This window comes from Microbispora sp. H10670 (assembly GCF_014161385.1).
GTDB classification, from domain to species: domain Bacteria; phylum Actinomycetota; class Actinomycetes; order Streptosporangiales; family Streptosporangiaceae; genus Microbispora; species Microbispora triticiradicis.
The window spans coordinates 66,288-79,056 of record NZ_JABBWW010000021.1 but is presented as its reverse complement, the minus strand read 5'-3'; the positions used below and the strand labels follow the sequence as shown (position 1 = coordinate 79,056).

Genomic DNA, 12,769 nt, shown 5'->3' with positions numbered 1-12,769 from the left:
GGGATCCCGGATCCGACTGATCCCGATGTCACGTGCCGGGCCGGATCAGGCCGCTCTCGTAGGCCAGGATGACCAGCTGGACCCTGTCGCGCACGTTCAGCTTGGCGATGGCCCGGGTGATGTGGGTCTTGGCGGTGAGCGGACTGATGACGAGGCGCTCGGCGATCTCGTTGTTGGAGAGTCCGAGCGCCACGAGCCTGACCGTCTCCAGCTCCCGGGCGGTGAGGACGGCCAGCCGCTTCCCGATGCCGGGCGTGAGGTCCTGCCGGTGGGCGAACTGCTCGATGACGCGGCGCGTCACCCCTGGAGACAGGAGCGCGTCTCCGTCGGCGACGGCGGCGACCGCCCGGCGGAGTTCGGCGGGTTCGACCTCTTTGGTGAGGAAGCCGCTGGCTCCCGCGCGCAGGGCGGCGAAGACGTGTTCGTCGGTGTCGAACGTGGTGAGGATGACGACGCGACAGCCCGGAGCGGCCGGGTCGGTGACGATGCGGCGCGTGGCGGTGATCCCATCGGTGCCCGGCATGCGGATGTCCATGAGGATCACGTCGGGGCGGGTGCTCGCGGCCAGCCGTACGGCTTCGTCGCCGTCCTGGGCTTCGCCGACGACCGTGATGTCCCGGGCTCGGGCCAGCAGGCTGCGGAAACCGGCCCGTACGAGTGCCTGGTCGTCCGCGAGAAGCACCTTGATCGTCACGCTGTCGAGCCTGCCACAGGGATGTCGGCCCGCACGGCGAAGCCGCCGGGGACCGGCCCTGCGGTGAGCGTGCCCCCGAGTGCGCTCACCCGCTCGCGCATGCCGGTCAGGCCATGGCCCTCAGTGACGTCGGCGCCGCCTGGAGTACTGCCGCCGTTGTCGGTGATCTCGACGGTGACCGAGTGAGGCCGGTAGTCGATCGTCACCTCGGCCTTGCTCGCCCCCGCGTGCTTGAGCGTGTTGGCGAGGGACTCCTGCACGACACGGCGAACGGCGATGGCGGTGATGGCGGGGACGACCGCGCGGTCGCCGTGCTCGTCGAGGGTCACCTCAAGCCCGGCGGCGCGGGTGTCGGCGATGAGAGCGTCCAAGGAGGCCAGATCCGCCTGGGGTGCGGTGTCGGCGGGGTCGTCGCGCAGGACCGTGATGAGGGAGCCGAGGTCGGCCATCGCCCGGTTCCTGACGTTCTTCGCCAGGCGCAACGCGGCGGCCGCCGCGGCCGGGTCCTCTTCCAGAGCGTCGGCGGCGACATTGAGCTGAACGCCGACGACGGCCAGCGTGTGGGCGATGACGTCGTGAACCTCGTGCGAGACGCGTAGCCGTTCCTCGGCCACGCGCGCACGGCTGTCGATTTCGCGCAGCCGCTCGCGCCAGCGCATCGCGGCGGCGTACGTGAGACCCGCGGCGACGACATGTCCGGCTTTCCGTAGCCGCGCGGACCGGCGGACTCAAGGGCTGCGGAAGCTCCGGCCGTCTCGACGAGAAACGCTAGGCCGGGCCGCAGCGGGAACGCGTCGTCCGTCGATCGTCACTTGACCCTGCACCGTTCGCCGTACGCACTACACCGAAGGGAGCAGGCGTCAGGCCGCAACCGGCCGCACAAGGCCGAGACCCTCGGGCTTCAGGACGGGCACGTCCAGGCAGTGCGGAGGGAGTGCGGCATCACGGCGCCAGCCAGGCGACCGCTCCTGTTTCCAGGGCGGTCCACACAGCACCGTCCGGGCCCACGGCGATGCCGTGGGGTTCCGACGAGGGGGTGGGCAGGTCGTACTGGGTGATCACCCCGGCGGGGGTGACGCACCCGATGCGGTTGGCGCCCCATTCGGTGAACCAGCACTCTCCGGAGGGCGCCGTGGTGATGGCGTGGGGCCTGGCGCTCCGATCGGGCAGCGGGAACTCCTGGATCGCGCCGTCCGCACCGAGCCTGCCGATCTGCCCCGCGGCGATCTCCACGAACCACACCGCGTCGTCGGCCCCGCGCGTGATGCCCACCGGTGCGGCGCCGTCGGTGGGCAGCCTGTGGAGCGTCACGGTGCCGTCCAGGCCGAGCCGGCCGATGGCGTTGGCCTGGTTGAGGGTGAACCACAGGGCGTCGCCGGGGCCGGAGGTGATCATGGAGGGGAACGCTCCCTGTGCGGGCAGGGCGAAGTGGGTGATCTGTCCGTCCGTGGTGATGCGGCCGATCCGGTCGGTGTTCATCTCGGTGAACCACAGGGCGCCGTCCGGGCCCGCGCAGATGCCGAAGGGGCCGGCGCCGGGATCGGGCAACGCGAACGCCGTGAGGGTTCCGTCGACGGTGATCCGGCCGATGTGGTCGTCCGCGGACCGGGTGAACCACAGTGCCCCGTCCGGGCCCGCGGTGATGACGCTCGGCCTGCACTCGGCGGAACCCGCGGGATATCGGCTGAGCTCACCGTCGACGGCCAGGCGGGCGATCTCACCGCTGTGGACCAGGGTGAGCCACAACGCGGCGTCGGGCCCGGTCGTGATGCCGTAGGGACCGGCCTTCGCATCCGCGACCGAGAGTTCCCGGACCGATGAACGATCGGAGTGTCGCAACTTCTGCTCCAGGGTCAGGGCGCTCGTGCGGCGTCGGGAACGAGGCGGTCGTCGACTCCCTGCCCGTCAGCGCCAAAGCACGGCAACCCGTTAAAAGGCCGTTTCTGCGATCGGCGACAATCCTCATCGTGACGCCTCCCGATGTGACCACGTGGCTGGCCGGTCCGCGCGGCACGCGCGTGGAGTTGCGACGGCGCGGTTCCCGGGTCAGCGAGCGTCACGGAAACAGGGCCGAGGTGCTGATCGACGACGTGGACGAGGACGTCGCCGCCGTGCACTTCGAGCTGGCCGTGGACCGATACGTCGCCGGCGGATACTCCCCCCGAACGCAGGAGGCCGCGCGCAGCGTCCTCGGCACACCGGCGGACGACGCCGGATACGCGTTCGCGTTCGCCGCGAAGGTCGGCGGCGCCCGGGGCGAGCTCATCAGGGCACAGGCGCTGCGGCTGTGGGAGGACGATCAGGCGGCACGGGACGCCGAGCGGGCGGCGATCGAGGCGATCGACTCCCCGGTGTCCTTCTACGGACTGCTGGACGACCACCTCCTCCTGATCCCGGACGGACCCGCGATCCACGCGTACGTCGACGGGCACGATGTGGTCTCACTCGTCGACGGGCTGGCCACCGCCAAGGGCATGACACCGGGCCGGCTGGGCTTCGACCCCCGGCGCGAGCCCTGGCGGATCGATCTCATGGGACGGCACCGGCTCCGGAGCCTGCTCGCCGGCGAACACATGAGCCGGCTGCGCTCGCTCCGGATCCGCACCTGGGGCGGCACCGCCCGGCTCGACCCGGTCCTGAGCTCCTACTCCGCCGGTGACCGGCTCAGCCACCTGTGCCTGCCGAGCCAGCGCGACGACCTCGCCGAAGCGCCGGTCGCGGGGCGATACCCCGGCCTGCGCGCACTGGAGTGCCCCGTGTGGCAGGTGGCGCGGCTGCTCCGGGACGGGGCGCACCGGCTGCACACGCTCGTGGCGTACGGCATCGACGAGCGCACGCCCTCCCTGCTGGACATGCTGGCCGGCCTCTCCCTGCCCGCCCTCCGCCAACCTCGCCCTGTGGGAGACAGACGTGGATCCCACGAGCCTGGGCACCTCTCCGGTCGTCGCGAGGCTGGTCACCCTCGACCTGTGGAAGGTCAACGACGCCCACCGGTTCGACTTCCCCGCACTGCTGCGGCAGCGGCGGGAGCTGGTGCATCTGGAACGGATCGTCCTCCCCGGGCACTGCGTCCCCTCCGCCACCCGCAGCCGCTTCGCCGACTGGCCACAGGTGACCTTCGCCGGCCATGACCGCCGCGAGCTGCTCGCGCTCGACCTCGACACCCGGGGATACCCGCTCGCCATGTGATCCGGGCTCACTCACCGCCGACTCCTCAACGGCAGGTCAGCGCGGTGTTCGTTCGGTCAGTCGCAGGGTGAGGGCGTGCGGCTCCAGGTGCAGTCGTGGCCGTGGGCGTACGGAGCCGGGGCAGGGTCGCAGGCGCCAGGACCGGATGATGCCGGCGAGGGACAACGTCAGGTCCATGAAGGCGAGTTCGTAGCCGATGCATTTCGACTCTCCTGCCCCGAAGGGCAGCCAGCCCTTGACCTGATGCGGGTCACGTCCGTCCCACCTGTACGGATCGAAGGCCTCCGGGGAGGGGAACAGGTCGGGCCGGTGGTGCAGCACGTACGGGCTCAGCAGCACCTGCGCGCCGGCCGGGATGCGCCGGGAGCCGATGGTGGTGTCGGTGACGGCCACCCGCGGGAAGATCCAGCTGGGAGAGCGCATTCGCAGGACCTCGGCGACGACGCCTCGGGTGAGGGGTAGCCGGGCCATCACGTCGGCGGCGGTGTGCCCCTGGTCGAGCCGGGCGACGGCCTGCGCTTCGTGGGCCACTTCGGCGTCCAGCGCGGAGTCCTGGGAGAGCTGGTGCAGGGCCCAGGCGTGGCCGACGGCGGTCGCGGTGATCCCGCCGAGGAGCACGGTCATGGCCGTGTCGCGCACTTCCTTGTCGCTGAGCCGGTCGCTGTCGAGGGCGGTGGTGAACATGGACATCAGGTCGCCGTGGTCCGCGCCGTCCCGGCGGTAGGCGGCGATCTCCTCGTCCAGGAAGCGCAGCAGCCTGGCCTCGCTCTCGCGATAGCGGCGATTGCGGCCGGTGGGCAGGCGGTTGAGGCCGGGGGCGATCATCCGCAGGATGGTCTGGTGGTCGACGAAGTCGGTGACGGCCTGCCGCAGCCCGGCGACTTCGGGGCCGAGATCGCGGCGGCAGAACATGGTCGCGAGGGTGGAGCGGGTGGCCAGCGACCGCATCTCCGGCAGTACGTCCAGGATCTGTCCGTGGCGCCAGGTCGCGGTGACAGCCTGAACCTGGGCGTGGATGGTATGGGCGTAGCCGGTCATCCGGCCGGTGTGGAAGGCGGGCTGTGCGAGCCGGCGGAGTCGTTTGTGCCGGGCCAGGGGGCAGGTGGCCATGCCGTCACCGACGATCGACCGCATGTTCTCGTAGAACACCCCGCCTTTGTCGAAGGCGTGGTCGGAGTTCCTCAGCACGCGCTGGGCCGCCTCCGGCGAGCACACCACATAGGTCGGCGTGCGGCCGAATCGCAGCTCCACGACCTCGCCGTGGCGTGGCAGTGCCGCCAGCAGGCCCAGCGGGTCGGTGAGCAGGGGTTTCATGTGTCCGAGCAGTGGCCGGCCACCCGGTGCCCTGGGCGGCCGGCCGGCACGTTCCGGCGCTTTCCTGCCCTCGGGGAGTGTCATGGGGTGCCGCGGCCGTCGTGGTCGAGGCCGACTCCCGGGGCGCGTCGAAGTGGGGAGCGCATGATCCTCCAGCCGCACCGAGGTCACTGATCGCTGTAGTCCGGCGACTCCACGTAATCACCGCCGGGCCTGGCCGGGAACTGGCGGCACGGTGACAGGTGCATGGCGAGCAGGTCCCGGCCCGTGGCCGCGTACGGGACCAGCCGCCGCCCACCGGCCGCCCCGGCGCCGGAAGCGACCCGCCGCACCCTCGGTACCGGGAGCGACCCGCCCACCCCCGGCGCCCGGAGCCGGCACGAGAAATCGGGATGACGGCACCGGTAGCATCGGAGGCATCGGAGCCGCCGCCTCTCCGCGTGCGCGCTACATCGACACTGTCCTAAGGAGCTACCGTGTCCGCCGCCCTTGAGATACGCATCACCCTCGCCGGAGCCGAGCGCGTGGTGGCGGCGGGCACGACGGCCGGGGAGGCGCTCGGTGCCGACGGGCGGTCGGTGATCGCCGCCCGGATCAACGGAGAGCTCCGCGACCTCGCGGCCGAGGTGGCCGAGGGCGACCTCGTCGAGCCGGTCGCGATCGACAGCCCGGACGGGCGGGCGATCCTGCGTCACTCCACCGCGCACGTCATGGCCCAGGCCGTGCAGGAGATCTTCCCCGAGGCGAAGCTGGGCATCGGCCCGCCGGTGGAGAACGGCTTCTACTACGACTTCGACGTCCGCGAGCCGTTCACCCCCGACGACCTCAAGCGCGTCGAGAAGCGCATGCGCGAGATCGTCAAGCAGGGGCAGACCTTCCGCCGGCGCCCGGTCGGCGACGACGAGGCCCGCGAGGAGCTGGCCGGCGAGCCGTACAAGCTGGAGCTGATCGGGCTCAAGGGCGGCGCCGCCGAGTCGGCCGACGGCGCGGACGTCGAGGTGGGCGGCGGGCAGCTGACCATCTACGACAACCTCGACCCCAAGTCGGGCGAGCTGTGCTGGAAGGACCTGTGCCGCGGGCCGCACCTGCCCAGCACCCGGGTCATCCCGGCGTTCAAGCTCATGCGGTCCGGCGGCGCCTACTGGCGGGGCAGCGAGAAGAACCCGCAGCTCCAGCGCATCTACGGCACCGCCTGGGAGACCCGCGAGAAGCAGGACGAGTACCTGCGCCTGCTGGAGGAGGCCGAGAAGCGCGACCACCGCAAGCTCGGCGCCGAGCTCGACCTGTTCTCGTTCCCCGACGAGCTGGGCTCGGGGCTGCCGGTCTTCCACCCCAAGGGCGGGGTGATCCGCCGGGTGATGGAGGACTACTCGCGCCGCCGGCACGAGGAGGCGGGATACTCCTTCGTCAACACCCCGCACATCACCAAGGACAACCTGTACAAGATCTCCGGGCACCTCGACTGGTACGCCGACGGCATGTTCCCTCCCATGGAGCTGGAGGGGGCGCGTTACTACCTCAAGCCGATGAACTGCCCGATGCACAACCTGATCTTCCGGGCGCGCGGGCGGTCCTACCGTGAGCTGCCGCTGCGGCTGTTCGAGTTCGGCACGGTCTACCGGTACGAGAAGTCGGGCGTGGTGCACGGCCTGACCCGCGTACGCGGCCTGACCCAGGACGACGCGCACATCTACTGCACCCAGGAGCAGATGCGCGACGAGCTGAAGTCGCTGCTGCGGTTCGTGCTCGACCTGCTGCGCGACTACGGCCTGGAGGACTTCTACCTGGAGCTGTCCACCAAGAACCCGGAGAAGTCCGTCGGCGACGACGAGACGTGGGAGCAGGCCACCGAGACACTGCGGGAGGTGGCCGAGTCCGAGAAGCTGGAGCTGGTCCTCGACCCGGCCGGCGCCGCCTTCTACGGCCCGAAGATCTCCGTGCAGGCCCGGGACGCCATCGGCCGGTCGTGGCAGATGTCGACCATCCAGCTCGACTTCAACCTGCCCGAGCTCTTCGGCCTGGAATACCAGGCCGCCGACGGCACCCGGAAGCGGCCGGTCATGATCCACCGGGCGCTGTTCGGGTCGATCGAGCGGTTCTTCGGCGTGCTGGTCGAGCACTACGCGGGAGCCTTCCCCGCGTGGCTCGCGCCGGTGCAGGTCGTCGGCATCCCGATCGCCGACGCCCACGCGCCGTACCTCCAGGACGTCGCCAAGAGGCTGCGCGAGCAGGGCATCCGGATCGAGGTCGACGAGAGCGACGACCGCATGCAGAAGAAGATCCGCAACGCGCAGAAGGCCAAGGTGCCGTACATGCTCCTCGCGGGCGACGACGACATCGCGGCCGGCGCGGTCTCCTTCCGCTACCGGAGCGGCGAGCAGAAGAACGGCGTGCCGGTCGACCAGGCGATCGAGGAGATCGTCGAGGCGGTCCGCCGCCGCGTCCAGGTCTGACGCCTGCGGGCCCGGCCCGTCCGGCCCCGGCTCCGTCACCTGGACGGAACGTCGTACGGCGAACCCGGGCGTCCCCTCCGTGGGGACGCCCGCTGCGCCCGACGGCGCTCCGGTACGGTGAACCCGGCGGGCCGGGGGAGATCCGCCGGGTCATATGCTGCTGCACAGTGCTAAGGATGCACAGTGCCGCCGGTCGTCGTACGGGCAGGCAGCGGCAGCGGCGGTGGCCTGGGGCGCAGGGGACGGACCGGAGGGAAGCGACGACCGTGGATTCAGAGCCGATCGAGCAGGCCGGCGCCGGGGTTCCGGACAACTTCCAGCGCCTGTGGACTCCGCACCGGATGGCCTACATCAAGGGCGAGAACAAGCCCACGGGCTCCGGCGCGGACGACGGCTGCCCGTTCTGCGAGATCCCCAAGCTCTCCGACGAGGACGGGCTGATCGTGGCCCGGGGATCGGCCGTGTTCGCCGTGCTCAACCTCTACCCGTACAACTCCGGGCACCTGATGGTCTGCCCGTACCGGCACGTGTCCGACTACGCCGACCTCGACGGGCCCGAGACCGCCGAGCTCGCCGAGTTCACCAAGCGCGCCACGCAGGCGCTGCGCAAGGCGAGCGGGGCGCAGGGCTTCAACGTCGGCATGAACCTCGGCGGCGTGGCGGGCGCGGGCATCGCCGCCCACCTCCACCAGCACGTCGTGCCCCGGTGGGGCGGCGACACCAACTTCATGCCGGTGGTCGGGCACACCAGGGTGCTGCCGCAGCTGCTGCGCGACACCCGCGACCTGCTCGCCGGCGCCTGGCCCGCCGACTCCTGACCGCGCCCCGGCCACCGGGGCTCAGCCCGCCAGACCCGCCGGGGGGATCGGCGCGGTGGCGGCCGGGGCGGGCTCGCCGTACTGCAGGGCGCGGATCCCCGCGCTGAGCACCAGTGGCACGGCGAGGGCCAGGGCCATGGACAGCACGGCGGCACCGGAGTCGTTGACGAGCATGCCGACCACCCCGCTCACGAGCGCGCCGAGCAGGCCCGCCTTGAGCGTGGGCGCCCGCTCGAACGCGACCGGCAGCACCCCGGCGCTGGCCGTGCCGGGCCGCAGCAGCGCGAAGACGAGGAACGCGAAGGCGGCGATCACCACCGGCATCAGGTTGGGGCTGAGCAACGTGGCGAGCATCGCCCCGAGCTTGCGGGAGATCACCGGCAGGAACGTGCCGTCGGCGACCTGACCGGCGAACCGCCCGAGATGCGTCTGGCTGGCCGGGGGACGCAGGTAGTCGAGGTAGGCGATCGTCATCACCAGCACGCCGCCCGCCGCGCAGAACGCGCCCAGCTTGACCACCGACACCCGCCTGCCCGCGACGATCATCGCGGTGACCGCGATGCCGGGGACGAAGGCGATCACGCCGCCGAAGTCGCTGCCCACGCCGGGCCAGCCGTCGAGCAGCATCGCGAAGGCCCCGAGCACGGCGATCAGGGCCACCGCGACGGACTTGCGGCCCGACCGCACGAGCCGGTCCGCGACGGCAGTGGTCACGAGCAGCACGGCCGTGGCCAGCAACGCGAAGGGGATGTTCCCCAGGCCGTAGTAGCGGGCGCCGACCACTCCCGTGTAGCCCATCAGGCTGTTGAGCTGCAGGGGCGTGCCGGTCAGCAGGTCGCCGAGCAGCACGGCCGCGGTCACCGCCGCGATCACGGTCAGCGGCCCGAGCACGGCGCGCCGCCACGGCCCGGCGAGGGCCACCAGGGTCAGCGCCGCCGCGATGGCCGTGATCGAGGCGAAGAGCGTGAGCACCGGCTGCGCCGTACGGGCCCACGGGAGGAGGTTGACCAGATAGGTCGAGGCGGGGATCGCCGCCAGCGCCACGGCCGCGGACCGTACGGCCGGCAGCCGGTCGCGGCGGCGCAGCAACAGGAACGCGGTCAGGTAGAACAGCACCTGGAGCACGGCGAGGGTGGTGAAGAAGACGCCGGTGGTGTTCCTGATCGTCTGCCCGGCCACGTCGGCGGTCCGCAGGGCCGCGACGGCCTCCGCGAGACTGCCGCCGCCGGTCCCGTGCGTGTCGACCGGGACGCCGACGACGTTCGGGGGAGCGGCCACTCCGGCCCGGGCGAGGATCGTGGCGGTGAGGTCCGGCAGGATGATCATGTCGTCACGGTGGGTGGACCTGGCCCCGAGCGTGCGTCCCGGCCCGGCCGCACCCGCGCTGTCCGGGCCGGTTGTGGCCGGGCCGCGCAGCATCGCCACCCGCAGGTGCGGCACCGGCCCGTGGTCGCCGACGCCCGCCACCAGCACCGTCGCCTGTCCCAGGCGCGGCAGGAGCGCGCCGAGCTTCGCGTCGGCCGCCCGCGCCGCCGCCCGGCGCGCCTGCGGGGACACCGCCTCCGGCACCTCGCTCAGCCGGTCGGCCGAGATGTAGGGCGCGATGAGATCGGGGATCTCCACCGCGACGACGTCCGCCCGGGTCCAGTCCGAGACCTGCCCGGCGCCGGCGGCGTAGACGTCCACGCGCCCGGCGCGGTCGGCCAGCGCGAGCGCCGCGCCCGGGCCCACGGCCATCGTGGTCCGCCCGGCCGTGTGCAGGGCCTGTCCGAGGGCTCCGGCGTCGCGCTGCTCGCGCACCTCCCACAGCCAGGAGAACTCGGGGACCACCGCGCCCGCGCCGCTCGCCTCGGGCGTGGGCGCCATGCCGCAGCGTCCGCCCACCGCCGACCGGACCCCGGCCGAGACCGTGAGCCATCCGTCGTAGGGGCAGGTGCCGTCCTTGCGGACGGTCCGGGCGGACAGGGAGCCGATGGCTGACTCACCGGCGAGCCGCCACAGGGCGGGGGTGTCCGCCGGGGTGACGTCGCTCCACATCAGCCCTGGGATCCCGACCAGGACCATCCGCTCGCCGGCCGCCTTCTCGCCCGCGGCCGTCCCGCCCTGGCCGGGCCTCTGCTCCGGTCCGGCCGCGAGTCCGGCGTACGCGGCCGTGGTGGGCGCGAGAGTCACGACCGACACACCGAACACGACGGCGACGAGCGCGCGCCTCACCCACGTGCCACTCACCGGCGACCCCCAGGCCCGTACATGATCTTGGAAAAACCCGCGACCACGCTATCGGACCCGTGGACGTCCGCGCAGCGACTCGGTGCGTCCCGGGCGGCCCGGATCAGGCGGACGGGATCGGGCCGCCGGAGCCGGGCGTACGGGTCATGTCGCCAGGGTGGCGGCGCTCTCGTTGCCGAGGCGGTCGAGCGCGGTGACGTAGTAGGCGCCCGAGCCCGCTGCGGCGTACTGCGGCGCGGCGGAGGCCGGCACGACGGCGAGCAGGTTGCGCGCGTCGGCCGTGGCGCAGGAGGCGTCCTCGCCGGTCACCCGGTACACGGCGTACGCCTGCGCGCCGGGCTGGGCCTGCCAGGTCAGCGCCCCCGAGGCGGCCTTCACCCCGCGCGGGGCGGCCGGCGCGGCGGTGGACCCCGTCCTGAGCACCGGCGGCAGCGCGGGCCGCGTGTAGTGCTCCTTCACGATCCGGTCGAGCACGCCCAGGGGGTTCCGCACGAGCTGGGCGGCGCTGAAGTAGACGTCGCCGGAGATCTCCGGGTGCTTGCGGTTCAGCGTGAGGTGCGCGGGCAGCTCGCCGGCCTTGGTCCAGGCCGGGGTGTCGGTCGCGCCGACCCGGTAGAGCGCCTGCCCGATGTAGAGATCCACGTCGGTGCCCCTCACCGCGTCGGCCCACCACTTGGCGAGGACGGTGTAGTCGGCGGCGGCGAAGCCCCGGGGCCAGTAGAGCTGGGGCATCACGTAGTCGACCGAGCCCTTCTTGATCCACGCCTTCGCGTCCGCGTAGATCGAGTCGTAGGCCGACATGCCCTTGGTGGCCGACCCCGCCGGGTCCTCGGCCTTGTTGCGCCAGATGCCGAAAGGGCTGATCCCGAAGACGGCGTACGGCCTCGCCGCGTGGACCGCGCCCGAGACCTGGGCGACGAGGTCGTTGACGTTGCGCCGCCGCCAGTCGGCGAGGCTCAGGCCCTTGCCGTACTTCTTGTACGCCGCCTGGTCGGCGAACCTCGTGCCCCGGCCCGGGTAGGGGTAGAAGTAGTCGTCGAAGTGGACGCCGTCGACGTCGTAACGCTGCACGACGTCCGTCACGACCTTGGTCACCCAGTCGCGCACCTGGGGCAGCCCGGGGTTGTAGTAGAGCTTGCCCTCGTGCTTGACGACCCAGTCGGGGTGCAGCCGCGCCGGATGCCCGGCGGGCAGCTTCGCGGTGGCCGAGTCGGCCGCCCGATAGGGGTTGAACCACGCGTGGAACTGCAGCCCCCGCCTGTGGGCCTCCTCCACGAGGAACGGCAGCGGATCCCAGCCCGGGTCCCGGCCGGCCGTGCCGGTGAGCCACTGCGACCACGGCTCCAGCGACGAGCGGTAGATCGCGTCCGAGGCGGGACGCACCTGGAAGAACACGGCGTTCAGCCGGCGCTTGACCGCGTTGTCGAGGATCCTCAGGTACTCGGCCTTCTGCCGGTCGGGCGACAGCCCGGGCTTCGACGGCCAGTCGACGTTGTGCACGGTCGCGATCCAGACACCGCGGAGCTGGCGCTTGGGATATTTCGCGCTGGTCGCGCAGGCGCCCGTCGCCGTCAGCGTCTCCGCCTTCACCACCTGGGTCCGCCCGTCCTTCGCTTTCGCCGTGCTGCCGACCTTCTCGGCCTGGGCCCCGGGGCCGAACGTGTAGGCGGCGCCGATGGCGGCGGCGGCGATGACGGTGGTGGCGATCAACGGGCGGACGACCTGTCTCCGCTCGGTCACGTGGCTGCCCCTCCGATTTGCCGGTAAGTCCGGCGACCAGTCTTACATCGGCATAAGAGCGGTTTAGCCAGAAAAAACGAAACGCACTTGTGATGCGGATGTGACGCGGGGCACGTCGTGAGGCTCCCCGGGCGGCTGTCCGGTCAAACCCGGCGGTACGGATGACCTGCGCGAACGGCCCGTCCGGCGGCGGCGCGGCCCGATCCGGCCGGAGGAGGGGCCGCCGGGGCGCGGGGGAATGGTTGTGAGGCGGATTGGTGACATCCGTACGCCCGGCGGCGGGAGGCGTGCCGCCGGGCGTCCGTGTCCGATCGTCGTCCGGACGGTCGTCC

10 protein-coding genes are annotated in these 12,769 nt (G+C 72.1%); 3 read left to right on the top strand and 7 right to left on the bottom strand.

Annotated features, from left to right (window positions below; all coding sequences use genetic code 11):
- Nucleotides 1-28 precede the first annotated feature (28 nt).
- From HHX33_RS25850 to HHX33_RS25840, 3 genes are all read right to left on the bottom strand, one after another.
- On the bottom strand, nucleotides 29-694 hold the full coding sequence (locus HHX33_RS25850) for a response regulator transcription factor (protein WP_182876868.1): 666 nt from the start codon (nucleotides 692-694) through the stop codon (nucleotides 29-31).
- Entirely contained in the window at nucleotides 691-1,353 is a 663-nt protein-coding gene (locus HHX33_RS25845) for a sensor histidine kinase (protein WP_182876867.1), read from the bottom strand. Before HHX33_RS25845 ends, HHX33_RS25850 begins: the two co-directional genes overlap by 4 nt.
- Nucleotides 1,354-1,636: 283 nt before the next feature.
- Nucleotides 1,637-2,533 (bottom strand): virginiamycin B lyase, encoded by an 897-nt coding sequence (locus HHX33_RS25840; RefSeq protein ID WP_182876866.1) that lies wholly within the window; start codon nucleotides 2,531-2,533, stop codon nucleotides 1,637-1,639.
- A 128-nt stretch (nucleotides 2,534-2,661) separates the two neighbouring features.
- Between HHX33_RS25840 and HHX33_RS25835 the strand changes: the two genes are divergently transcribed.
- On the top strand, nucleotides 2,662-3,825 hold the full coding sequence (locus HHX33_RS25835; protein WP_182876865.1) for a hypothetical protein: 1,164 nt from the start codon (nucleotides 2,662-2,664) through the stop codon (nucleotides 3,823-3,825).
- 94 nt (nucleotides 3,826-3,919) lie between these two features.
- Here the strand turns inward: HHX33_RS25835 and HHX33_RS25830 are convergent, their stop codons facing one another.
- Complete coding sequence (locus HHX33_RS25830; protein ID WP_396785679.1) at nucleotides 3,920-5,281, bottom strand: cytochrome P450; 1,362 nt, start codon at nucleotides 5,279-5,281, stop codon at nucleotides 3,920-3,922.
- 83 nt (nucleotides 5,282-5,364) lie between these two features.
- Nucleotides 5,365-5,529, bottom strand: coding sequence for a hypothetical protein (locus HHX33_RS25825; protein ID WP_182876863.1), 165 nt, complete (start codon nucleotides 5,527-5,529; stop codon nucleotides 5,365-5,367).
- Between the two features lie 144 nt (nucleotides 5,530-5,673).
- On the opposite strand from HHX33_RS25825, the gene thrS reads away from it, so the two are divergent.
- Together thrS and HHX33_RS25815 are read left to right on the top strand one after the other, a co-directional pair.
- Complete coding sequence (gene thrS, locus HHX33_RS25820) at nucleotides 5,674-7,650, top strand: threonine--tRNA ligase (protein ID WP_182876862.1); 1,977 nt, start codon at nucleotides 5,674-5,676, stop codon at nucleotides 7,648-7,650.
- Nucleotides 7,651-7,916: 266 nt separating this feature from the next.
- Nucleotides 7,917-8,468, top strand: coding sequence for an HIT family protein (locus HHX33_RS25815; protein WP_111700325.1), 552 nt, complete (start codon nucleotides 7,917-7,919; stop codon nucleotides 8,466-8,468).
- Nucleotides 8,469-8,489: 21 nt separating this feature from the next.
- On the opposite strand, the gene HHX33_RS25810 is transcribed toward HHX33_RS25815, so the two are convergent.
- Both HHX33_RS25810 and HHX33_RS25805 read right to left on the bottom strand, forming a co-directional pair.
- Nucleotides 8,490-10,697 carry a hypothetical protein gene (locus tag HHX33_RS25810; RefSeq protein WP_182876861.1) on the bottom strand — a complete coding sequence of 736 codons (2,208 nt, stop codon included), beginning with the start codon at nucleotides 10,695-10,697 and terminating at the stop codon, nucleotides 8,490-8,492.
- Nucleotides 10,698-10,841: 144 nt separating this feature from the next.
- The gene (locus tag HHX33_RS25805; RefSeq protein ID WP_182876860.1) at nucleotides 10,842-12,437 is read right to left on the bottom strand and encodes a glycoside hydrolase family 10 protein; all 1,596 of its coding nucleotides are present in this window, start codon (nucleotides 12,435-12,437) and stop codon (nucleotides 10,842-10,844) included.
- Nucleotides 12,438-12,769 lie beyond the last annotated feature (332 nt).